The following is a 20152-nucleotide window of genomic DNA, read 5'->3' on the forward strand; positions in this document are numbered from 1 at the left end:
CGGACGCTGCTGGAAGGACACCGTGTGAGCCGCATCTCGGTCCGGGGATTCGCCGTGGCATCAGCCACCGCGGTCACCACCGTCGGCGCCGTCGTGGGTGTTGCCACAGGCGACCCCCAGAACTCGACCAACCTCGAGACGACCGCGTCGGGAGCGACTCTCCTCGCTGACATTCCCACGGGCGAGCAGGCCAAGGTGCAGAACGCCTCGCTGACGCAGCAGGCCGACGCCCTCTCGCACGCCGCCGACACCGACGCCAAGCGCTCGGTCGAGGAAGCGGCCCGCATCCAGGCCGCCAAGGACGCGAAGGACAAGAAGTCCGAGGCCGTGGCCAAGGAGAAGTCCGACGCCGAGGCGAAGGCCGCCAAGGAGCGCGAGGCGAAGGAGCAGGTGGCCAGCCGGTCCGCCAGCCGCGACGCCTCTTCCTTCACGCCGAAGAGCTCCTACACGATCTCCGAACTCAAGTCGATCGCGGCGCAGATCGTGCCCTCGGGCCAGCTCCAGTGCTTCTCGAACATCGTCGATGCCGAGTCCACCTGGAACTACCTGGCGGTCAACGACTCCTCGGGCGCCTACGGCCTGGTCCAGGCGCTCCCCGGGTCGAAGATGAACTCGGTCGCCTCCGACTGGCGCACCAACCCCGCCACGCAGATCCAGTGGGGCCTGAACTACATGAACGAGCGCTACGGCAGCCCGTGCAGCGCCTGGTCGTTCCACCAGGCCAACGACTGGTACTAGTCCGCGGCCCCGCACAACCTCCAGGAGCCCCGCACCGTCCTACGGTGCGGGGCTCCTCGCGTGTACCGTCGTCGGGGTCGCGTTGGGACGGGCGGGGGGAAAGGGACGACATGTCGAAGTGGGCAGCCTGGCTGGGCCGGCTCGGAAGAGGGCTGAGCCAGGTCGAGGCGAAGCTGGACGAGCGCCGGGCCGAGGTCGAGGCGGAGAACGCCGAACCGGCCGTCGTCGCACCGGCGCCCGTGCCCGCGCCGGTGGCCGCCGCCGCTGTCGCGCAGGGCGCCGAGCCGCCCGCCGCGCCCGACCCGGCCGCGGGGCGGCTGAGACCCGACCCGGTGGCCGTGGTGCCCTGGGGGATGCGGGTGGCCGCCGAGGTCAGCTGGCGGCTGCTGCTGGTCGCCGGAATGCTCTGGGTCGTCATGAAGGTGATCAGCGAAGTCCGGCTGGTCGTCCTCGCCTTCGCCGCGGCGCTCCTCGTCACCGCGCTGCTCCAGCCCTTCGTGGTCCGGCTGCGCCGACTGGGCCTGCCCCGCGGGCTGGCCACCGCCGTCACCGCCATCCTCGGCTTCGTGATCATCGGGCTGGTCGGCTGGTTCGTGGTGTGGCAGGTCATGGAGAACCTGGACCAGCTCTCGGCCCGGGTCCGCGACGGCATCGAAGAGCTGAAGCGCTGGGCGCTCAACAGCCCGTTCCATGTGACCGAGCAGCAGATCAACGACATCGCCAAGAACCTCAGCGACACCATCGGCACCAACACCCAGGAGATCACCTCCGCCGGGCTGCAGGGCGTCACGGTGATGGTCGAGATCCTGACGGGCATTCTGCTCGCCATGTTCTCCACCCTCTTCCTGCTGTACGACGGCAAGAAGATCTGGGAGTGGGTGCTCGGCCTCGTACCCACTCCCGCGCGCGCCGGGGTCGCGGGCGCCGGTCCGCGCGCCTGGCGCACCCTGACCGCCTACGTACGGGGCACGGTCATCGTGGCCCTCATTGACGCCATCTTCATCGGCCTCGGGCTGTGGTTCCTCGACGTGACGATGGCGGTCCCGCTGGCCGTCTTCATCTTCCTGTTCGCCTTCATCCCGCTGGTCGGCGCGGTGATCTCGGGCGCCCTCGCGGTGGTCGTGGCCCTGGTGACCCAGGGTCCGTTCACCGGCCTGATGGTGCTGGCCGTCGTACTCGCCGTCCAGCAGATCGAGGGGCACGTGCTGCAGCCGTTCATCCTGGGGCGGGCGGTACGGGTGCACCCGCTGGCCGTGGTGCTTTCGGTGGCCGCTGGTGGCATGATCGCGGGCATCGGGGGCGCTGTGGTCGCCGTACCGCTGGTCGCCGTCACCAACACGGTCGTCGGCTATCTGCGGGTGTATTCGCGGGAGCAGGACGCGCAGTTCGGTCCGGGCCCGCACGGGGCGACCGCCGTGGACCGGGCGGCGGTCCAACAGGGGGAGTAGCAGCGGTGATATCCGAGCCCGAAGCCGATTCAGGCTGGACGACCGAAGTCGTGGAGCCTCCCACGGAGGCCGCTCCCGGTCGGGAGCGGGGCGGTGGCGGCCCGTGGGGCGGCCGCTGGCTGTGGGCCCTGGGCGGGGCGGTGCTGGCCTCGGCGCTGTGGGCGGGCGGGCTGTACGCCCTGGGGGACCGCCTGGCCGAGCCGCCGATGGCCTACCGGCTGCCGGAGAAGCTCTGCGACAGCATGAAGGGCACGGCGCTGACCGCCGCCCTCGGGGACCTGCGCAAGGACGCCCCGACGAGCATGAACTCCGAGCACCCCGCGCTGGACTGGGGGATGTGCTCCCTGAGCACCGCGCCGCCCAACGACGGCAGCGGCAACAAGGTCGGCAGCTTCAACGTGTGGGCGACCGTCCAGTTGCACAAGAAGACCGACCCGGCGGCGGAGTTCGACGTCGAGAACCCCTGGGAGCGGGGCGGGTTCACGGCGGACCGGGCCTCCGTGCCGGACCTCGGCGAGCGCGCCGTGATGACCCCGGCGAGCGACGCCCAGGGCCCCGAGCTGAAGGTGCTCGACGGCGGAGCGGTGTTCTCCCTGCTGGTGTCGCCCTTCGGCGGCGGTGACCCGATGCGGCCCCCCGGGACGGGCAGGGTCGACTACGCCCCGATCGAGGCGGCCATGATCGCGGACATGCGCGCACTGATGGCGGCCGTGAAGAAGTAGCGGGCCGGGCCGGGGACGCACGAAGGGCCCCGCTGCCGTGGTGACGGCGGCGGGGCCCTGCGCTGTGCACGCGCGGGTGGCGCGGGATCCTTCGGGTGGTGCTACGCGGTGGCGGTGGCCTCTTCGAGGGCCGCTTCCGCGTCGAGGGTGACCGCGACGGCCTGGATCACCGAGGCGACCTTGAAGGCCTCCTGGACCGTCTCGCGGTCGAGCCCGGCCTTGCGCAGGACCTGCTCGTGCGAGTCCAGGCACTGGCCGCAGCCGTTGACCGCGGAGACCGCGAGCGACCACAGCTCGAAGTCGACCTTCTCGACGCCGGGGTTGCCGATGACGTTCATCCGCAGGCCCGCGCGCAGCGTCCCGTACTCCGGGTCGGAGAGCAGGTGGCGGGTCCGGTAGAAGACGTTGTTCATCGCCATGATCGCGGCGGCGGACTTGGCCGCGGTGTAGGCCTCCGCGGACAGGTTCGCCTTCGCCTCGGGCTCCAGCTCACGCAGGACGCGCGGGGAGCGGGCGGCGATCGCGCAGGCGAGGACCGTGCCCCACAGCTGCTGCTGCGTGAGCTTGTCCTGGTTGCCGATGACCGAACCGAGGTTCAGCTTCAGGTCCTTGGCGAAGTCCGGGACGGACGACTTCAGCGTGTCGAGGGACACGGGTCACTCACCGGCCAGCAGCGCGCCGGCGTCGAGGGTGCCCTCGCCCTTGTTCCAGTTGCAGGGGCACAGCTCGTCGGTCTGCAGGGCGTCGAGGACCCGCAGGACCTCCTTGGGGTTACGGCCCACGGAACCGGCGGTCACCATCGTGAACTGGATCTCGTTGTTCTGGTCGATGATGAAGACGGCGCGCTGGGCGAAGCCGTCCTCGCCCTGGACGCCACAGGCGGCCATGAGCTCGTGCTTGGAGTCGGCCAGCATCGGGAAGGGCAGGTCACGCAGGTCGGCGTGGTCCTTGCGCCAGGCGTGGTGCACGAACTCGGAGTCGCCGGAAACGCCGAGGATCTGGGCGTCGCGGTCGAGGAACTCGTCGTTCAGCTTGCCGAAGGCGGCGATCTCGGTCGGGCAGACGAAGGTGAAGTCCTTCGGCCAGAAGAACACCACGCGCCACTTGCCCTCGTAGGCCTTGTGGTCGATCTGGGCGAACTCGCTACCGGCCTCCAGGGAGACACAAGCGGTCAGATCGTACGAGGGGAACTTGTCACCGACAGTGAGCACGCGCACTCCAAGCAGAGGGGAAAGCTGACTTTTTGGGGGCTTTCCAAGGGGGTTGGACGTGTTCCACATGCTGGCACACCTGGATTGATTACAGAAATAGCTACTCTTGTGCCGGGTGATCGGAGGTGCCTATCAGTGGCACCCGGTAAGAAGAGGAGCGAAGGGCGGCGTGAAGATCAACAGTAAGACCGGCGTGAAGGCTGCTGCGAAGAGTGGCTCGAAACAGCCCACCCTCGCTCAACTGCGCGCCTTCGCGGCCGTCGCCGAACACCTGCACTTCCGGGACGCGGCCGCCGCCATCGGCATGAGCCAGCCCGCCCTCTCCGGCGCCGTCTCCGCGCTGGAGGAGGCCGTCGGCGTACAGCTGCTGGAACGGACCACCCGCAAGGTGCTGCTCTCCCCGGCCGGCGAGCGGATCGCGGCCCGCGCGAAGATGGTGCTGGACGCCATGGGCGAGCTGATGAAGGAGGCCGAGGCGGTACGGGCCCCCTTCACCGGAGTGCTGCGGCTCGGGGTGATCCCCACCGTAGCCCCCTACCTGCTGCCGACCGTCCTCGGGCTCTTCCAGCGGCGCTACCCGCTGATGGACCTCCAGGTGCACGAGGAGCAGACCGCCTCGCTGCTGGAGGGGCTGACCGGCGGGCGGCTCGATCTGCTGCTCCTCGCGGTCCCGCTGGGCGTCCCCGGGGTCACCGAAATGCCGGTGTTCGACGAGGAGTTCGTCCTGCTCGCCCCCCGGGAGCACCCCCTCGCCGGGCGCAAGGACATCCCGCGCGAGGCGCTGCGCGAGCTCCAGCTGCTGCTGCTCGACGAGGGGCACTGCCTGCGGGACCAGGCCCTGGACATCTGCCGCGAGGCCGGACGGGGGCAGGGCGCGGACGTCACCACGACCGCCGCCGGGCTCTCCACCCTCGTCCAGCTCGTCGCGGGCGGCCTGGGCGTCACCCTGCTGCCGCGCACGGCGCTGCGGCTGGAGACCACCCGCAACGAGTACCTCGCCACCGGGTACTTCGCCGAGCCCGCCCCCACGCGCCGGATCGCACTGGCGATGCGGACGGGCACGGCCCGGGCGCGGGAGTTCCGGGCGGTCGCGCACTCGCTGCGCGAGGCCGTCCGCCCGCTCCCGGTCTGGGCGGCCGAGTGATTGCCGGGCGTCGGCCGTGAATGATAGGTAACTGGTATCATTGAGTCATGCTGTATGGGATCCCTGCTCTCGACGCCTCCGACCTCAAGGTCCTGGACGAGGTGGACGGCCTGCGCGTGCGGCTGCGTGACGCGGTGCAGCAGGCGCCGATGAAGTGGACTCAAGACCTGCGGAAGGCGCTGACCGCGAGTGCGATCGCGGCGTCGAACACGATCGAGGGCTACCAGGTTGACGTGAAGGACGTCGCGGACCTGATGGACGGCGAACGCGATGTCGATGCCAGCGAGGAGAACAAGGCGGAGACCGTCGCCTACCAGCAGGCGATGACGTACATCCAGTCTCTCCATGACGTCGCAGATTTCCGGTACAACAAGGAACTGCTGAACGCGCTGCACTGGATGCTCCAGGGGCACCACCACCCGCTGCGCGCGGCCGGGCGGTGGCGCAAGACCTCGATCCGGATCACCGCCCCGGGGGACGAGTTCGCCACCGACTACGACGGCCCGGATCATGAACTCGTGCCGGGCCTTGTGGCTGAGCTGGTGGACTGGCTCAACGACGGCGACATGGGGACTCACGTCCTGATCCGGGCGGCGATGGCGCACCTCAACCTGGTGAAGATCCACCCGTGGTCCGACGGGAACGGCCGCATGTCCCGCTCTCTGCAGACCCTGCTGATCGCCCGCGGCGGTGTCCTGGCGCCCGAGTTCTCCTCGATCGAGGAGTGGCTGGGGATGCCCGGCAACACGTGGGAGTACTACAAGGTGCTGCGGGAGGTCGGCGGGCCGGTGTACTCGCCCGAGCGTGACACTCTGCCCTGGATCAAGTTCAACCTGCGCGCCTACCACGAGCAGGCGCAGCGGGTGCAGCACCGGGTCGACCGCTCGAACCAGGTCTGGATCGAACTGACGCAGCATGCCGAGCCGCACGGGATCAGCGAGCGGCAGGTCACGGCTCTCCATGAGGTGGCCATGGTGGGCCGGGTGCGGCGCTCGCGCTACGAGCGCCAGGAAGCGATCAACACCCAGCAGGCCACCCGGGACCTGCAGGTGCTGACGAAGGCAGGTGTGCTGACCGCGGTCGGGCAAACGAAGGGCCGGCATTACGTCGCGGGCCCGGAGTTTCCGCAGAGTGTCATCGCGACTGCCCGTCGCCCGCACCGCATCATCAATCCCTACACGGCCGGCTAGTGCTGTGATCTGAGTCAGAGATCCGTTGCTCCTGCCACCACATCTCTGACTCAGATCACTGAAGCGGGGCTACTCGGTCCGCAAGCCGTCCGGGCGCATCATCCGCCACAGCGGCGGCATGCTGAGCAGGGTCACCAGGAGCACCAGGGCGCCGCCCGCCCCGACCATCGCCAGGACCACGTTCCACTCGATCAGGACGGGCAGCCCCGTCATCCGCAGCAGCACCGAACCCAGGGCCAGGCCCACCGCGCTGGCGAGGGCCAAGGCGAGTCCGATGGGCAGCGCCGTCTGCCACAGGACCGACAGGCACAGCGTGCCGCGCGGGGTGCCGAAGGCCACCAGCGAGGACAGCAGCCGTCTGCGCTCGCGCAGTTGCTCCAGCTGCGCCACCAGCAGGCTCAGCCCGATCAGCACCAGGACCAGCACGGAGCCGATGTACAGCCCGGCCCGGATGGCGCCGTACTGGCCGTCCGTCTTCGTGAACTCCAGGGAGTAGGCGGTGGCGAGCGGGTCCGCCTTGTAGGTGGCGGTGCGGACGTTCTCCACCGCGTCCGGTACCGCCGGGTCGAGCAGGACGTAGACGTTCGAGTAGGCCTGCGCGTCGGGGACCGGGGGAGCGACGGACGGGGTGGTCAGCAGGCCGGTGCCCAGCTCGCCGTTCGGGTCCGGGCGACTGGCCACGGTCCGGATGCCCGCCGGAACGGTCCACGGGACCGGAGCCTCGTCGTCCGGGTAGCCCAGTACGGAGCCCGCGAGGAGATGGTCACCACCCTTGGCGACCTCCCCGTACGGCCGTCCGGCCGGGTCCTCGCTGCCCGTCAGGACGAAGGAGTCGCCCTCCGCGCAGGTCTCGATCACCGCGACCGTGCGCAGCGCCGCGCAGGTGCCCACCGTGATGTGGATGATCTTGTCCTCGGACGGCACCTTGGCGGCCGCGGAGATCTTGGTCAGGGCGATGGCCTTGGTCACGCCCTCGGCCTGTGCCACCTTCGCGCCGATGTCCTCGCTCTGCCGGATGGATCCGGGCTGCCGGTGTGTGGTCACCGACATCCGGGCCCGTGTGGGGTCGTCGCCGAGGGTGGTCGTGTAGCTGGACTCGGTGCCCGCGAAGAGGATCTGCAGGGCGATGGCCCCGGCGACCGCGACCGCGACGCCGTTGACCAGCCGGGCCGCCGAACCGCTGCCGACCTGCAGACGGCGTACGGCGAGCTGCCAGGAGACCGGGCCGCGCGACAGCCGGGCGACGCTCCGCTCCACCAGCCAGGGCAGCACCGCGGTGATGCCCACGAGCAGCAGCACGACGCCCGCGCCCACCTGCCCCTGGTTGAAGACCGTGGGGTCGTCCGTGGTGCGGGTCGCCAGCGGCGCGAGCAGGCCGAGTCCGGTGAGCGTCGGCAGCAGCCGCCACCAGATCCGGCGCACGGCCGGGCGCGCGCTCCGTACGACGCCCAGCGGCTCGATGACCACACCGCGCAGGGTGAAGAGGGTGACCAGGACCGAGAGCAGCGGTACGGCGACGGCGACGAGCGCGGCCAGCCAGGGGCTCGGGTCGAGGTCGGCGGGGAAGACGCTGCGCTTGCCCAGGGCGGGGCTGCCGACGAGCTGCCGGGAGACCAGGAAGAAGAGGGTGCCGAGCGCCAGGCCGAACAGGGACCCGGCCAGCGCCTCGCCCGCGGCGATCCGGCGCACCATCGCGCTGTCGGCGCCGACCAGGCGGAGCGCGGCGAGCCGGCGGTCGCGCTGCTCGCCGCCGAAGCGGATGGCGGCCGCGACGAAGACGGTGACCGGCATCAGCAGGGCGACGAAGGTGAGCAGGACCAGCAGGGCCAGGACCGGGTCCAGCGGATCGGGCTGGTCGTCGGTGCCGAAGGCGTTGAAGCGCTGGACCGGGCCGAAGCGGTCGCCGTTGCCGCGCAGCGTGTCGTTGCCCGCGTAGAAGTACAGCTCGCCGGGGCCGATCAGGCCCGTGTCGCCGATGAGTTCGACGAGCTTGCCGTCGAAGCGCTCGCGCAGCTGCTCGCCCTCGCTGGACTTCAGCAGAGCGTCCAGGGCGGGGGAGAGGGCCAGTTCGCCGGGACCGGGGAGCCGTGAGAGGCCGGGCGGTGCGGGGGCGTTCGGCCCCTCGGCCTTGACGAAGGAGCCGTCGATGGACTTGTGGTGGTAGTCCTGGCTCGCCCGGGTGATGAGGAAGGTGTCCGGGCCGGGGCGCTCGGGCCCGGTCAGGGACATCTTCGCGCGGGCGTCGCCGCGGTCGTAACGGGCGGTCAGCGCGCTCGGCAGCGCGGCCGTCACCAGCAGCAGGGCGACGCCGAGACCGACGCCGACGCCGGTGAGCACGGTACGGGTCCAGCCCTGCCGGCCGCCGGTGACGGCGAACCGGGCCCCCATGAGGAGGTCACGGCCCCAGCCGCGTACGGCGCTCATACGATGCGCTCCATGTCCCGGGACTTCCCGTCCCGTACGACGATCTCACGGTCGGAGTAGGCGGCGACCCGGGTCTCGTGCGTGACCAGGACGACCGCGGTACTGGCGGCCCGCGCGGCCTCGGTGAGCAGCTGCATCACCAGTTCGCCGTTGAGGGTGTCCAGGGCGCCGGTGGGCTCGTCGGCGAAGACGACCCGGGGGCTGGTGACCAGGGCGCGGGCCACGGCGACGCGCTGGCCCTGGCCGCCGCTGACCTCGCCGGGGCGCTGGGCGCCTATGTCCTCGACCTCCAGCCGGGTCATCCAGTGCAGGGCGGTGGCCTCGGCCTGCTTGCGCTTCACCCCGTTCAGGCGCAGCGGCAGCGCCACGTTCTCCACGCAGGTCAGCTCCGGCACGAGCTGCCCGAACTGGAAGACGAAGCCGAACTCCCGGCGGCGCAGGGCGCTGCGCTGGGCGTCGGTCAGGGCGGTCAGCTCCCGCCCGGCGTAGGTGACGGTGCCCGCGTCGGGCGCCACGATCCCGGCCAGGCAGTGCAGCAGCGTGGACTTGCCGGAGCCGGAGGGACCCATCACGGCGACGACCTCGCCCGGGTGGATGGAGAACTCGGCGCCGGTCAGGGCCGCGTTGGAGCCGTACGCCTTGTGCAGACCGTCGGCGCTGAGGAGGGAACCGTCGGGGATCACGGGCGGACCTCACGGGAGAGAACTTCACCGGCGAGCTGGTCCAGGCGGGCCGCGGCCAGCTCCAGCCAGCGCAGGTCGGCTTCCAGGTGGAAGAGGGCGTGGTCGCAGATCAGCTGGTCGGCGAGGTCGCCCTTGCGCTTGCGGGTGGTCAGCAGGCGCATCAGGCGCAGGTGTTCGGCGCGCTGGGTGTCGAGGAGCCGCTCGGCACTGCGGCCGGTGAGCAGGGCCAGGACGACCTTGGTGTAGAGGGTCGAGTGGAGGTACGGCTCGGGCTTCTCCGGGGAGCCCAGCCAGTCCTCGACATCGGTGATCCCGGCGTCGGTGATGGCGTACCGCTTGCGCTCCGGCCCGCCGCCGCTCTCGACGCCGTCGACCTCGACGAGGCCGTTCTTCAGGAGCCGGGACATGGTCGAGTAGACCTGCCCGTAGGCGAGCGGCCGGTCATGGCCGAACTTCTCGTCGAAGGCGCGCTTGAGGTCGTACCCGTGGCGCGGTCCGGCCTCCAGGAGGCCGAGCAGTGTGTGACCGATGGACATGGGGGCGACTGTACACACGGTGTATACCTCGTGTGTATAGCGGGACCCATGGCTGAATGATCACAGCCCTGTAGCTACAGCACCCCGTAACCCGCAACCCGCAACCCGTCGGAGCCCGTCATCCTCATCGCAGCCATACTCCTGTCCGTGCCCGCCGTCGCCATCCTCGTGGCGAAGGCGATCCACCTGCTGGTGGCTCGGAGGGTCACGTACGCCCGTACCCGGTCCGGCCGCTTCGGTGAACTCGCGGCGCTCTGCCTGTGCGTGGGCGTGCTCGCGTTTGCCGTGGGGAACATGAGCGGGTTCGAGTCCCGGCCCACCCGCGCCTGCGCCACGGCGCGCTCGGGTCACTTCGACCCGCGTTCCCACCAGGACGCGTCCAACGCCGGAGTCACCGTCATCAGCCGGGCTTTCCCCCCGTCGGTGGTGTGCACCTGGCCGGACGGCAGCACGGTTCAGCTCGTGCCGTTCTGGGTCACCTGGGCGCTGCCGACTTCCCTGGCCGGAGCCGTCGTGTTCGCTGGATTAGCTGTCCGCTACTCGGCGCCGCAGCCCTCGGCTCCTTCGGGAACCCGGCCGTGAGCGAATCCACTGGCGCGGTGCGGTCAGCGGTACAGCACGACGAGTGAGGCGAGGAGAAGGGCAGCTGAGGCTGAGAGCCCCAGGATCCGGTAGCGGCTCCACGCGGCCAGTGCGAGCAGGCAGGCCCACGCTCCGCCGGTGATGGTGGCGGCCCACCATCCGGCCGCCGTCTGTGCGGCGGCGAGAGGGAACGGCGCCAGCGCGATCGTCGGCAGGATGACTGCGAGCCGGGTCCCGATGTCCCCGATGGCCAGCCGCTTGTAGACGACCGTCAGGACGATCAGGGCAGTCGTCAGGGCGAGGGGTACGGCCGCCCAGTCCCACCAGGTCCAACAGAGGCCGTCCACCGTCTCGCAGGCCCGGGCCTTGTGCTGCCTGACCCAGGAGAAGAACCGAACGGCACCGCAAGCCAGAACCGCACCGGTGACGGCCGCTCCGGACGCTCTCGATAACACTGCCCGTGGCTCTGCGTGTGGGGTGCTCATGCCTGCAGTCTTGCCCAGTCGGTTCCTCGGGGCCTGAGTACTTTGACTCAGGCCCCGAGGCGGTTACTCGGGGGACGACTTCGGGGGGCGGCCGCGGCGGGGGAGGGGGCCGGGGGAGGAGGGGAGGCGGCCGGATTCCGCCAGGGCGCGGCGGAGCAGGAACTCGATCTGGGCGTTGGCGCTGCGCAGTTCGTCCCCCGCCCAGCGGGCGAGCGCGTCGTACACCTGGGGGTCGAGCCGCAGCAGCACCTGTTTGCGGGGTGCGCGGCGGGCCGGGCCGGCCGTGGCGCCCGTACCGGCGGCGCCGCCCGCGCCCGCCGGGCCGGTGGCCGGGGCGGCGCGCTCGTCGTCGCCGGGGCTGCGGGGGGTTGCCTGCTCGCCGCCCGGCATCACTGGTAGAGGGTGCCGGTGTTCACGACGGGCTGGGCCGCGCGGTCGCCGCAGAGCACCACCATCAGGTTGGAGACCATGGCGGCCTTGCGGTCGGGGTCCAGGTCCACGACGTCCTCTTCCTGCAGGCGGGTCAGGGCCAGCTCGACCATACCCACGGCGCCCTCGACGATCAGGCGACGGGCCGCGACGACCGCGCCGGCCTGCTGCCGCTGGAGCATGGCCGAGGCGATCTCCGGGGCGTACGCGAGGTGCGTGAAGCGGGATTCGATGATGTGGACGCCGGCCGCCTCGACCCGGACCCGCAGTTCGACCGCGAGCTTCTCGGTGATCTCCTCGGCGTTGCCGCGCAGGGAGAGGCCGCCCTCGTCGTGGGCGTCGTAGGGGTACTCGATGGCGATGTGCCGGACGGCGGCCTCGGTCTGCGTCTCGACGAACTCGGTGAAGTCGTCGACCTCGAAGAGGGCCCGCGCGGTGTCCTCGACCTTCCAGACCACGACGGCGGCCAGTTCGATCGGGTTGCCGTAGGCGTCGTTGACCTTCAGGACGGCGGTCTCGTGGTTGCGGACGCGGGTGGAGATCTTGTCGCGGGAGGTCAGCGGGTTGACCCAGCGCAGGCCGTCGGTGCGGATGGTGCCCCGGTAGCGGCCGAAGAGCTGGACCACGCGGGCCTCGCCCGGCGCGACCGTGTTGAGCCCGCACATCGCGTAGAAGGAGCCGAGGGTGACGACGACCCCGAAGGCGATCAGGCCCGCCTTGGCGCCCACGGCGGTGAGGACGGCGCCGGTGGCGATCAGGCCCGCGCCGAGCACCAGTCCCAGCAGTCCGAGCAGCAGGGCCAGCCCGCCTCCCACGCTGTGCGCGGGGAACTCCCGTACCTGCGGCTCCGGCATCTCGGTGGTCTTCGTCATGGTTCGCCCCGTTTCATTCGTGGAGAGTCGGTCGAACTCTCTAGCAAAGTGATATCACTTTTTTGGCGCACCGCAACTCTTCTGGTCTCCTAGGCGTCGGTTCGTAGGGCGTGGGTGCTGATTCTCACGTCCGGATTGACCGTTATTGATCAGAATTGTGCAGCCCTTGTCACAGCCGCCGGTGTTAGCTTTCTGAGCTGACGTCGGGGGTAAATGAGCGGAGCGGGAGCGATGGGCCGAGCAGAAGCGCGACGGGCGCAGCAGCAGCGCGGGAGCCGGCGTGCCGCGCCGCGCGGTGGCGCGCCGAAGAGCGGTCGCGGGAAGAACGGCGCGGGAACGGGCCCGGGCGCGGGCAAGGGCAAGGGTAAACGGACCGGCATACGCCGGTTCTTCACCTGGAAGAAGATCCTCGGCGCGTTCTTCGGCATGATCCTGCTCGGCATGGCAGCGGCCGTCGGCCTCTACTTCTACGTCGACGCGCCCAAGCCCAACGAAGAGGCGACGCTCCAGAGCAACGTCTACCAGTGGTCCGACGGCTCCGTCATGACCCGCACGGGCAAGTACAACCGCGAGATCCTCCCCTTCGACAAGGTTCCGGAGGATGTCCGCACCACGTTCATCGCCATCGAGAACAAGAACTTCTACAAAGACCAGGGCATCGACTTCAAGGGCCTGGCGCGCGGCTTCATCTCCACCGTGACCGGCAAGGGCAAGGCCGGTGGTTCGACGATCACCCAGCAGTACGTCAAGAACTACTACCTCAACCAGGACCAGACGGCTACGCGCAAGCTGAAGGAAATGGTGATCTCGCTCAAGACCGACCAGAGCATGAGCAAGAACGAGATCCTCGAGGGCTACATGAACACCAGCTACTTCGGTCGCGGTGCTTATGGAATCCAGGCCGCCGCCCAGGCCTACTACGGCGTCGACGCCCAGAAGCTGACCCTGGAGCAGGGCGCCTACCTCGCGGCCGTCCTGCAGGCCCCCAGCTCCTACGACTGGGCGACCGCCGGCCCCAACGGCAAGCGCCTCGTGATGATCCGCTTCAACGCCACCCTCGACAACATGGTCGGCATGGGCAAGCTGGACGAGGCCAAGCGCAAGACCCTGCACTTCCAGGAGCCCATCAAGCCCAAGCCCGCCCCCGGGCGCGAGGGCCAGAAGGGCTACCTGATGGAGGCCGCCGACGCCGAGCTGAACCGGCAGGGCGTCCCCAAGGCCGCGATCGATGCGGGCGGCTGGACGATCAAGCTCAACATCGACAAGAAGAAGCAGGCCGCCCTGGAGAAGGCCGTCAACGACGAGCTGGAATCCAAGCTGGAGCGCAAGAACACCGCGGAGCGCCCGATCGACCAGAACGTCCAGGCGGGCGCCACCTCGGTCGACCCGAAGACCGGCGCGATCGTCGCCATGTACGGCGGCACCGGCCAGGGCGAGAAGTGGTCCAGCAACGCCCTGCGCACCGACTTCCAGCCCGGCTCGACCTTCAAGCCGGTCGTCCTCGCCACCGCCCTGCAGAACGGCGCCAAGACGCAGGACGGCAAGCCGATCACGCCGAACACCCTCTACGACGGCACCAGCGGCCGCCCGGTCGTCGGCAGCGACACCGCCTTCTCCCCGCAGAACCAGGACCAGGAAAACTACTGGGACATCGGGCACGACATCACCGTGCAGAAGGCGACCAACTCCTCCGTCAACTCCGTCTACGCGCAGATGACCGTGGACGCGAAGCCGGAGAAGGTCAAGGAGATGGGCCTCAACCTCGGCATGCGGGACCGCGACGGCTGGCCGGCCGACAAGCCCGCCATGGCGCTCGGCACCATGAGCGCGAGCACCGTCGAGATGGCCGGGGTCTACGCGACCTTCGACCACCACGGCAAGAAGGTCACCCCGTCGATCATCAAGAGCGCCCAGAACCACGCGCGCACCTACAAGCCGGTGCAGACCATCGGTGACCAGGTGATCGATACCGCCACCGCCGACACCGTCACCAAGGTGCTCACCGGCGTGGTCACCGACGGTTCTGGCAAGAAGGTCTTCAGCGACTCCTACCAGGCGGCGGCCAAGACCGGTACCACCGAGTCCAACGTGGCGGCCTGGTTCACCGGCTACACCCCGGAACTGGTCACCGTCGTCGCGATGTTCGGTGAAGAGGTCGGCACCGGCAAGCAGGTCACCCTCACCGGCACCGCCGGTCTCGGCCGCGCAGGTGGTTCCAGCTTCCCGGCGGCCATCTGGAAGGCCTACACGCTGGCCGCGCTCTCGGGCGTCGACACCACCAAGTTCGAGCTCCCGGACGCCGAGATGGGTACGCCGCCGCCGAGCCCCACCCCGTCGGCCTCGACCTCGACGAGCCGCACCCCGGACCCGAGCAGCAGCCGCTCCTCGTCCTCGTCGACCAGCCCGGATCCGACCAGCTCGTCGTCGCGCAGCACGAGCCCGGACCCGACCCGCACGTCGTCGCGCAGCGCGAGCCCGGACCCGACCCACACGGTGCCGACTCCGACCCGCACCAACGGGTTCCCGCCCTTCCCGTAAGCGGCGCGGCACACGGCAAAAGACCGCCGCCCGGCAGCGTCAGCGCTGCCGGGCGGCGGCTTTCGTTTCCGGTCAGTGCCCGGTCAACGCCGGTCCTGCGCCCCCGGCAACGCCAGCTCGAACCACACGACCTTTCCACTGCTCAGCCGGGTCGCGCCCCAGCGCCGTGCCATCCGGTTGACCAGGAACAGGCCGCGGCCGCCCTCGTCGGTGTCCCGGGCCCGGCGCTGGCGCGGCAGCTGCGGGGAGTCGTCGCCGACCTCGCAGCGCAGTACGTCCGTACGCAGCAGGCGCAGCGTGACGGGCCGCTCCGCGTACCGGACGGCATTGGTCACCACCTCGCTCACCAGCAGCTCCAGGGAGTCGCTCAGCTCCTCCAGGCCCCAGCGGGTCAGGGCGCGGCGGGCGAAGCGCCGGGCGCGGCCCGGAGCGGTCTCCTCCGGGTCCAGGAACCAGTACGCGACGTCGCTCGGGGCGATCCCGTCGAAGCGGGCCGCGAGCAGCGCGATGTCGTCGTCCCGGTCGCCCGGGCCGAGCATGTCCAGTACGTCGTCACAGAGCGCTTCCAGCGGCGGCGGGTGGTCCAGGCCGGTGAGCTGCGCCGTCGTGGCGAGCCGCTCGCGCAGCTGCTCGATGCCGGTCCAGACGTCGCGCAGCCGGGATTCGACCAGGCCGTCCGTGTACAGGAGCAGGGTGGCTCCGGCGGGCGCGTCCAGCTCGACGGCCTCGAAGTCCACGCCGCCGACGCCGATGGGGGCGCCGGGCGGCACCCGGAGCACCTCCGCGCGGCCGCCCAGGTGCAGCAGGACGGGCGGCGGGTGGCCGGCGTTGGCGATGGTGATCCGGTGCGAGACGGGGTCGTAGACGGCGTACAGGCAGGTCGCCATCCGGTCCGAGCCGAGCCGCTGCGCCTGCTCGTCCAGGTGGTGCAGGACCTCGGCGGGCGGCAGGTCCAGCTGGGCGAGGGTCTGCGCGGTGGTCCGCAGCTGGCCCATGATCGCGGCGGAGGTCATGGAGTGGCCCATGACGTCGCCGACGACGAGCGCGACCCGGCTGCCGGGCAGCGGTATCGCGTCGTACCAGTCCCCGCCGACCCGGGCCGTCTCGGCGGCCGGGAGGTAGCGGCTGGCGAGCCGGACGCCGGTGGGCTGCGGGAGGCTGTCCGGGAGCATGGTGCGCTGCAGCTCGTCGGCGATGTAGGCCTCGCGGCCGTACAGGACGGCCTTGTCGATGCCGAGCGCGGTGTGGGTGGCCAGCTGGGCGGCGACGAGCAGGTCGTTCTGCTCGAAGGCGGGCCGGTCCGGCGTGCGCAGGAACACCGCCGCGCCGATCACCCGGCGGCGGCCCCGCAGCGGGGCCAGGATCGCCCGCTGGCCGCGCGGTACGGGGTGGTCCGCGCCCAGCAGCTCGGGCAGCGCGGCGCGCGCCGCGGCGGAGGACCCGAAGACGGGCCGTACTCCGCGCAGCACCTCGGCGAGGGCCCCGCCGGAGCGGATCTCGCACAGCTCGGCCGCGGGCAGGTCGCCCTGCGGGCCGACGAGCGCCAGCTGGCTGAAGTCCAGCTCGCCCCCGGCCCCGGTGACGGCGGAGAGGTCGAGCCCGGCGCCGATGGTGTCGGCGCCGCGCAGGGCGTCGGTGAGGTCGTCGATCGGCCGCAGCCGGTCGGTCCGGCGCAGCCTTAAGACGACGGGGCCGACCGGGCGCTCGTCGCCGACGGGGAGCGGATCGCGCAGGTACACGAGGATCGCGTCGGAGAAGGTGGGCACGGTGGCCCGGCACAGGCCGAGGACGATCTCGTCGAGGTCGATGCCGCGGGCGATCCGGCGGGTGGCCGCGCCGACGAAGCGCAGCCGGTCGCCCTCGCGGCGGGCGGCGCCGGTGTCCGGGAGGCCGGACAGGCCGCCGGGGCCGCCGGAACCGGAGGTGGTACCGGAACCCGTGGCGGGGCCCTGGGCGGCGCCCGGGGCCGTGCCGGCTCCCGGGGCCGGACCGGGGCCGCCGGGGGCTCCTGCGGCCGCTCCCGGGCCCGTACCGGCATTGCGGGCGGCGCCCGCGTCCCGGGACGGGGCGGCGTCACCGCGCCGGGCGGCCGGGATCGGCGAGGACTGACCGGAACCGGAAGAGGAACCGGAAGAGGAACCGGAGGAGGAACCGGAGCCGGGACCCGAATCCGGCGCGCCGGGCCGGGTGTCCTGGGCGGCCGGGGCCGGGGTCTTGCCGTGCCCCTGGTCGTCCGAACGGGAAGCAGGGGCTGCCGCGGATGCGGCCTGGGAACCGGTGCGGGGACCGGATCCGCATCCGGATCCTGAGCTGGATCCGGATCCTGAGCCGGATCCGCATCCTGAGCCGGCGTCCGCACCGGAACCATCGGCACCCCGCCGCACCGGGCGGGGCCCGGGCAGGTCGGAGCCGCCCGGCGCCGGTGTCGCGGCTGCCGCGGCAGGCTGCGGGCCCTCGTAAGAGGTGGGGTACTCCGTCACGCGTGGAATTCCGTCCGTTTGCGCTGGATGTGCGCTGCACTCAACTCGGTCAGTCGCGGTATACCCGCTCAGCGGCGGGGGCACCGTCGCCCGCGGTACTCCCCCAAACTTCGTCCGGGGGGACCCCCGCCCGCTCGTTGCCTCTCGGTCTGCGTTGACCTCCGGTCAAGTCCCGCGCACAGCACGTCACTTACGGGTGTACACCCTTGCATGAAGCCCTGTCTGCAAGCTTGCGGAGGACGATCCTACGTTTGAAACCCGGGGGCGCATCAAGGGTCTCATGAGGTCATATGCGCCGGGGTGCGGTCCCAGTCCCCGGGCAGTACCGGAACCTTCCAGCCCGGATCGGGCCGCCAGTCCTCCCAGCCGTCCGAGAACGGCGCCCCCCACTCCTCGATCAGTGCCACCGCCGCGCGTCCGGCTTCCCGTACCCGCCCGGCCGTCCCGTCGTCCATCAGCCCACACCGCAGCGCCTGCGCGAACTCGTCCTCGTCCCGCCACTTCCAGGTGCGGTCGGGGTAGACGGAGATGTCGAGGAAGTGGTCCACGGAGTCGATGCCGCCGGACCACCGGGTCCTGGGCTCCTCAAGGTTCACGTACCAGCTCCGGAAACGCCAGCCGTGATCCCAGAACAGCCACACCGACCACGGATCGCCGGGCCGGGCCAGCTTCAGCACGCCCGTGCCGAACCACCGCGAGCGGGCGGTGGTGCGCGGGGCGGTGTAGCGGGTGGCGAGCGGCTCCTCGTGCACCGGGGTCCCGTCGGCCAGCACCGGCTTGACGAGTTCGGTGTCGGGGGCCATCCACACGGCCAGCAGCTCGGGGGTGTCCTGGACGACCGTCACCGGACGGCAGATGTGGACCGGCCCCTTCAGGCCCGGGGCGTGATCGCGGTAGCGCCACAGGATGTGCTCGCCGGGCGCCCAGCGCGGGCCGTCGTACGAGTCGCCGTACGAGTCGCCGTGCGAGCCGTCGTACGGGCCACCGCACGCGTCGCCGCGGGTGCCACCTCGGGTGTCACCGCGCGCCTCGCCGCCCCCGCGGCCTCCGGTACCTGTCATGCGCAGATCTTAGGGCTGGGCTCCCCGGGCCCGCTGCGGTGCAGGTCACGGAGGTGTTCGGGGACGGCATTCGACCGAAATCCGGCCCTCGCCCAAGCGGGATCAAGAGGGACGGGGAGCGGTCAGGGGCGGGTCATCCGCAGTACGTCAAGGGCCTCGTCGAGCTGCTCCAGGGTGAGCGAGCCGCGTTCGATGTAGCCGGACTCCCGTACGACCTCCCTGATCGTCTTGCGTTCCGCGAGCGCCTTCTTGGCGACCTTGGCCGCTTCCTCGTAGCCGATGTAGCGGTTCAGCGGGGTCACCACGGAGGGCGAGGACTCGGCGTATTCCCTGGCCCGGGCCGCGTTGGCGGTGATCCCGTCGATCGTGCGGTCGGCCAGCAGCCGGCTCACGCTGCCCAGCAGCCGGATCGACTCCAGGAGGTTGCGGGCCATCACCGGGAGCATCACGTTCAGCTCGAAGTTGCCCGCCGCGCCGGCCACGGCGACCGTGGTGTCGTTTCCGGTCACCTGGGCGGCGACCATCAGAACGGCCTCCGCGACGACCGGATTGACCTTCCCGGGCATGATCGAAGAGCCCGGCTGGAGATCCGGGAGATTGATTTCGGCCAATCCGGTGCGCGGCCCGGAAGCCATCCAGCGCAGATCATTGGCGATCTTGGTGAGCGAGACCGCGACGGTACGGAGCATGCCCGAGGTCTCCACCAGGGCGTCCCGCGCCCCCTGGGCCTCGAAGTGGTCGCGGGCCTCGGTGAGCGGCAGCCCGGTCGCCGCGGCCACCTCGGCGATCACCGCGGCGGAGAATCCGGGCGGGGTGTTGATCCCGGTGCCGACCGCGGTGCCGCCCAGGGGCAGCTCGGCGAGCCGGGGCAGCGCCGCCCGGAGCCGCTCGACGCCGTAGCGCATCTGGGCCGCGTACCCGCCGAACTCCTGTCCCAGCGTCACCGGGGTGGCGTCCATCAGGTGGGTGCGGCCCGCCTTGACCACCTCGGCGAACTCCGCGGACTTGCGCTCCAGGGCGGCCGCGAGGTGCTCCAGGGCCGGGATCAGCTCGCCGGTGACGGCGGCGGTGGCGGCGATGTGGATGGAGGACGGGAAGACGTCGTTGGAGCTCTGCGAGGCGTTGACGTCGTCGTTGGGGTGCACGTCGCGGCCCAGCCGCTCGGTGGCCAGGGTCGCGATCACCTCGTTGGCGTTCATGTTGGACGAGGTCCCGGACCCGGTCTGGAAGACGTCCACCGGGAAGTGCGCGTCCCAGCGCCCCTCGGCCACCTCGGCGGCGGCCGAGCGGATGGCCCCGGCGACGTCCGCGTCCAGGACGCCCAGCTCCGCGTTGACCTTCGCGGCCGCGGCCTTGACCCGGGCGAGGGCGGCGATGTGCGCGCGCTCCAGGCGCTGCCCCGAGACGGGGAAGTTCTCCACGGCGCGCTGCGTCTGGGCCCGCCATTTGGCGTCGGCGGGGACCCGCACCTCACCCATCGAATCGTGCTCCACCCGGAACCCCGGGGCCTGCTGGTCCTGCCGATGAGCCTGCTGATCTTCGGTCTGATCCTTGGTCATGTTCGTGGCCTCCTCAAAAAGTTGAGCAATTGTCTTGTTCGAAGTGTTCC

The 20152-nt window shown here is 70.9% G+C and carries 18 protein-coding genes; 7 read left to right on the top strand and 11 right to left on the bottom strand.

What is annotated here, in order from left to right; translation table 11 throughout:
- The first annotated feature begins 24 nt into the window (after positions 1–24).
- From OHS33_RS23415 to OHS33_RS23425, 3 genes are all read left to right on the top strand, one after another.
- Entirely contained in the window at positions 25–738 is a 714-nt protein-coding gene (locus tag OHS33_RS23415) for a transglycosylase SLT domain-containing protein (RefSeq protein WP_330332365.1), read from the top strand.
- Positions 739–848: 110 nt separating this feature from the next.
- Entirely contained in the window at positions 849–2186 is a 1338-nt protein-coding gene (locus OHS33_RS23420; RefSeq protein ID WP_330332366.1) for an AI-2E family transporter, read from the top strand.
- A gap of 50 nt (positions 2187–2236) precedes the next feature.
- Positions 2237–2908 carry a hypothetical protein gene (locus OHS33_RS23425; protein WP_330332367.1) on the top strand — a complete coding sequence of 224 codons (672 nt, stop codon included), beginning with the start codon at positions 2237–2239 and terminating at the stop codon, positions 2906–2908.
- A 101-nt stretch (positions 2909–3009) separates the two neighbouring features.
- On the opposite strand, the gene OHS33_RS23430 is transcribed toward OHS33_RS23425, so the two are convergent.
- Both OHS33_RS23430 and OHS33_RS23435 read right to left on the bottom strand, forming a co-directional pair.
- Positions 3010–3561, bottom strand: a complete 552-nt coding sequence (locus OHS33_RS23430) for an alkyl hydroperoxide reductase (protein WP_330332368.1) — start codon at positions 3559–3561, stop codon at positions 3010–3012.
- A 3-nt stretch (positions 3562–3564) separates the two neighbouring features.
- Positions 3565–4119, bottom strand: coding sequence for a peroxiredoxin (locus OHS33_RS23435; RefSeq protein WP_330332369.1), 555 nt, complete (start codon positions 4117–4119; stop codon positions 3565–3567).
- A 169-nt stretch (positions 4120–4288) separates the two neighbouring features.
- On the opposite strand from OHS33_RS23435, the gene OHS33_RS23440 reads away from it, so the two are divergent.
- Together OHS33_RS23440 and OHS33_RS23445 are read left to right on the top strand one after the other, a co-directional pair.
- Positions 4289–5263 carry a hydrogen peroxide-inducible genes activator gene (locus tag OHS33_RS23440; RefSeq protein WP_330332370.1) on the top strand — a complete coding sequence of 325 codons (975 nt, stop codon included), beginning with the start codon at positions 4289–4291 and terminating at the stop codon, positions 5261–5263.
- A 47-nt stretch (positions 5264–5310) separates the two neighbouring features.
- Entirely contained in the window at positions 5311–6453 is a 1143-nt protein-coding gene (locus OHS33_RS23445; RefSeq protein ID WP_330332371.1) for a Fic family protein, read from the top strand.
- A gap of 69 nt (positions 6454–6522) precedes the next feature.
- On the opposite strand, the gene OHS33_RS23450 is transcribed toward OHS33_RS23445, so the two are convergent.
- The 3 genes from OHS33_RS23450 to OHS33_RS23460 are packed head-to-tail and all read right to left on the bottom strand — an operon-like array spanning position 6523 to position 10096.
- Positions 6523–8877 (bottom strand): FtsX-like permease family protein, encoded by a 2355-nt coding sequence (locus OHS33_RS23450; protein ID WP_330332372.1) that lies wholly within the window; start codon positions 8875–8877, stop codon positions 6523–6525.
- Positions 8874–9560 carry an ABC transporter ATP-binding protein gene (locus tag OHS33_RS23455; protein WP_330332373.1) on the bottom strand — a complete coding sequence of 229 codons (687 nt, stop codon included), beginning with the start codon at positions 9558–9560 and terminating at the stop codon, positions 8874–8876. Before OHS33_RS23455 ends, OHS33_RS23450 begins: the two co-directional genes overlap by 4 nt.
- Entirely contained in the window at positions 9557–10096 is a 540-nt protein-coding gene (locus tag OHS33_RS23460; protein ID WP_330332374.1) for a PadR family transcriptional regulator, read from the bottom strand. The genes OHS33_RS23455 and OHS33_RS23460 overlap by 4 nt, the downstream gene beginning before the upstream one ends.
- A gap of 147 nt (positions 10097–10243) precedes the next feature.
- On the opposite strand from OHS33_RS23460, the gene OHS33_RS23465 reads away from it, so the two are divergent.
- Positions 10244–10678, top strand: a complete 435-nt coding sequence (locus OHS33_RS23465; protein ID WP_330332375.1) for a hypothetical protein — start codon at positions 10244–10246, stop codon at positions 10676–10678.
- A 23-nt stretch (positions 10679–10701) separates the two neighbouring features.
- Here OHS33_RS23465 and OHS33_RS23470 read toward each other — a convergent pair whose 3' ends face one another.
- The 3 genes from OHS33_RS23470 to OHS33_RS23480 form a co-directional block, all read right to left on the bottom strand.
- Positions 10702–11025 carry a hypothetical protein gene (locus OHS33_RS23470; protein ID WP_330332376.1) on the bottom strand — a complete coding sequence of 108 codons (324 nt, stop codon included), beginning with the start codon at positions 11023–11025 and terminating at the stop codon, positions 10702–10704.
- 201 nt (positions 11026–11226) lie between these two features.
- A complete protein-coding gene (locus tag OHS33_RS39860) occupies positions 11227–11553 on the bottom strand; it encodes a hypothetical protein (protein WP_443065462.1) in 327 nt (108 codons plus the stop codon).
- Positions 11553–12464 (bottom strand): SPFH domain-containing protein, encoded by a 912-nt coding sequence (locus OHS33_RS23480; RefSeq protein WP_330332377.1) that lies wholly within the window; start codon positions 12462–12464, stop codon positions 11553–11555. The genes OHS33_RS39860 and OHS33_RS23480 overlap by 1 nt, the downstream gene beginning before the upstream one ends.
- A gap of 231 nt (positions 12465–12695) precedes the next feature.
- On the opposite strand from OHS33_RS23480, the gene OHS33_RS23485 reads away from it, so the two are divergent.
- Positions 12696–15002 carry a transglycosylase domain-containing protein gene (locus OHS33_RS23485; protein WP_330332378.1) on the top strand — a complete coding sequence of 769 codons (2307 nt, stop codon included), beginning with the start codon at positions 12696–12698 and terminating at the stop codon, positions 15000–15002.
- Between the two features lie 83 nt (positions 15003–15085).
- Here OHS33_RS23485 and OHS33_RS23490 read toward each other — a convergent pair whose 3' ends face one another.
- The 3 genes from OHS33_RS23490 to OHS33_RS23500 form a co-directional block, all read right to left on the bottom strand.
- Positions 15086–17098 carry a SpoIIE family protein phosphatase gene (locus OHS33_RS23490; RefSeq protein ID WP_443065463.1) on the bottom strand — a complete coding sequence of 671 codons (2013 nt, stop codon included), beginning with the start codon at positions 17096–17098 and terminating at the stop codon, positions 15086–15088.
- A 662-nt stretch (positions 17099–17760) separates the two neighbouring features.
- Positions 17761–18543 (bottom strand): cytidylyl-2-hydroxypropylphosphonate hydrolase, encoded by a 783-nt coding sequence (fomD, locus tag OHS33_RS23495; RefSeq protein ID WP_330332380.1) that lies wholly within the window; start codon positions 18541–18543, stop codon positions 17761–17763.
- Positions 18544–18665: 122 nt separating this feature from the next.
- Positions 18666–20102, bottom strand: a complete 1437-nt coding sequence (locus OHS33_RS23500; RefSeq protein ID WP_330332381.1) for a class II fumarate hydratase — start codon at positions 20100–20102, stop codon at positions 18666–18668.
- Positions 20103–20152 lie beyond the last annotated feature (50 nt).

This window comes from Streptomyces sp. NBC_00536, assembly GCF_036346295.1.
GTDB lineage: Bacteria > Actinomycetota > Actinomycetes > Streptomycetales > Streptomycetaceae > Streptomyces.

Bases quoted from the DNA above. Each gene is read 5' to 3' on its own strand.
- OHS33_RS23420 (WP_330332366.1), top strand. From the start codon at position 849: ATGTCGAAGTGGGCAGCCTGGCTGGGCCGGCTCGGAAGAGGGCTGAGC.
- OHS33_RS23445 (WP_330332371.1), top strand. From the start codon at position 5,311: ATGCTGTATGGGATCCCTGCTCTCGACGCCTCCGACCTCAAGGTCCTG.
- OHS33_RS23450 (WP_330332372.1), bottom strand. From the start codon at position 8,877: ATGAGCGCCGTACGCGGCTGGGGCCGTGACCTCCTCATGGGGGCCCGG.
- OHS33_RS23460 (WP_330332374.1), bottom strand. From the start codon at position 10,096: ATGTCCATCGGTCACACACTGCTCGGCCTCCTGGAGGCCGGACCGCGC.
- OHS33_RS39860 (WP_443065462.1), bottom strand. From the start codon at position 11,553: ATGCCGGGCGGCGAGCAGGCAACCCCCCGCAGCCCCGGCGACGACGAG.
- OHS33_RS23480 (WP_330332377.1), bottom strand. From the start codon at position 12,464: ATGACGAAGACCACCGAGATGCCGGAGCCGCAGGTACGGGAGTTCCCC.
- OHS33_RS23485 (WP_330332378.1), top strand. From the start codon at position 12,696: ATGGGCCGAGCAGAAGCGCGACGGGCGCAGCAGCAGCGCGGGAGCCGG.
- fomD (WP_330332380.1), bottom strand. From the start codon at position 18,543: ATGACAGGTACCGGAGGCCGCGGGGGCGGCGAGGCGCGCGGTGACACC.
- OHS33_RS23500 (WP_330332381.1), bottom strand. From the start codon at position 20,102: ATGACCAAGGATCAGACCGAAGATCAGCAGGCTCATCGGCAGGACCAG.